At 58.8% G+C, this 1780-nt stretch carries 3 protein-coding genes; all 3 read left to right on the forward strand.

Annotation, left to right across the window (positions count from 1 at the left end; genetic code table 11):
• Nucleotides 1-232: hypothetical protein (locus tag VE009_RS25780; protein WP_325012767.1), on the forward strand; the 232-nt coding region annotated here is incomplete at its 5' end.
• Nucleotides 208-645, forward strand: a complete 438-nt coding sequence (locus tag VE009_RS25785; RefSeq protein WP_325012768.1) for an Lrp/AsnC family transcriptional regulator — start codon at nt 208-210, stop codon at nt 643-645. The genes VE009_RS25780 and VE009_RS25785, both read left to right, overlap by 25 nt.
• A 305-nt stretch (nt 646-950) precedes the next feature.
• The coding region (locus tag VE009_RS25790; protein ID WP_325012769.1) for a Calx-beta domain-containing protein at nt 951-1780 on the forward strand (830 nt) is incomplete at its 3' end.

The raw sequence follows: 1780 nt of genomic DNA on the forward strand, positions 1-1780 counted from the left end.
GGCGCTTGGCCCCATGTCGCAGCCGAGCCGCCCGGCGCCCTCCTGCACGGGCGCACCGAGGATGATGCACGCGGTCGATCCCATTCTTCTCTCCTTGAGCAATCGCCAAGCTAGCGAAGGCTTCCGGCGTATTGAACAGCCTAAATTGACAAATGGAGCAAGATACCTGATCAAAATGGCAAGTTATGCATTTCATTCTGGCGTGCGATGGACGATCTCGACCAGCGGCTGATCACACTTCTTCGACATAACGGCCGGCGGAGCGTCTCGGACCTTGCCTTGGAACTGCGCGTTTCGCGCGCCACTGTCCGATCCCGGATGGAGCGCCTAGAGCGCTCCGGGGACATCGTTGGCTATACGGTCATCCTGCGGGCCGACGCGGTTGCGTTGCCTGTGCGCGGGATCATGCTGATCGAGGTGGAGGGCAGGGCCGGGGACCGGGTCGTCGACGCGCTCGGTGGCTTTCCGGAGGTGAGCGCCATTCACACCACCAACGGGAAGTGGGATCTCGTCGTCGAACTGGGGGCGAGCAACCTGTCCGACTTTGACGCCATCCTGCGGCGTGTCCGCCTGATCCCCGGCGTCATTGCCTCGGAAACGAACCTCCTGCTCGCGACGCCGCGAAGCACCCGCGCCCGATTGTAGGGCGCGTTCAGGCCATTGCCGCAGCAAAGCAGAGCGACTCATAAACCGCTTCACACAAGCGGAGCAGACTCCCGAGTGTTTAGGATGTAACTACAATACAATAGATATAGCGTTGTAGCGCGTTCATTGAGTAGATTTCAGGTTGCATTTATTAGAGTTGAAGAAGAAAGTTTCTTTCATCTTGTATAATTGTTGTCGTGAAATGATGAAGCGGTCCATATTTCGCCGCAATGTCAGTTAGATCTCCCCATCTACACATATGACCTTCGTGGGATATTAATCTCATCACAAGAACGGGTACGAGGATGGGGTACACTACATCTTTCAAAGTTGATAGCAGCTGGAGCTCGGGCTTCACCGGCTCCATTTCCCTGGTCAACGCGAATCCCAGTGCCATGAATGGCTGGGTGGTGGAGTTCGATGCCCCGTTCGAGATCACCAATCTCTGGAATGGGGAAATCGTCAGCCGGGTCGGCAACCATTACGTGGTGCGGAACGCCTCCTGGAACGGCTCCGTTGCTCCGAATGGCACCGTGACCTTCGGCTTCCAGGCGAACAGCACAGGCCCGGTCCCACAGCCGGCGGGCTACATCGTCAATGGCACGGCCATCGGCGGAACACCAACCCCGGTCCTTCCGTCGCTCTCCGTCGGAGATATGAGCCTTGTTGAGGGTAACACGGGCACGAAGGAAGCGCTGGTCACCGTCTCGCTCTCCAAAGCTGCAACCGAGACCGTGACCGTGAGCTATGCCACGGCGAACGGCACGGCCTTGGCCGGTGCGGATTATACGGCCAAGTCCGGTACGCTGACCTTCGCGCCGGGAGAGACCACCAAGACGATCGCCGTACCGGTTCTCGGCGATACCGTCGCGGAGAACAATGAAAGCTTCTTCGTGAACCTTTCCTCTCCCTTGAAGGCCACTATTGCCGACGGGCAGGGCGCGGTGACCATCGCCAATGACGATACGGCTGCACCTGCAGCGTCGCTTAGCGTAGCCGATGTCAGCATCACAGAAGGGCAGAGCGGCACCAGTAATGCGGTCTTCACCGTCCGCCTTTCGGCCGCATCCGTCACGCCTGTCACCGTCTCCTATGGAACAAGCAATGGGACGGCTCTTGCAGGAGCCGACTACAC

Origin of the sequence: Paenibacillus sp., assembly GCF_035645195.1 — a bacterium.
Classification (GTDB): domain Bacteria; phylum Bacillota; class Bacilli; order Paenibacillales; family YIM-B00363; genus Paenibacillus_AE.

Excerpts from the sequence above, each read along its gene's own strand:
- VE009_RS25785 (WP_325012768.1), top strand. The coding sequence starts at position 208 with ATGGACGATCTCGACCAGCGGCTGATCACACTTCTTCGACATAACGGC.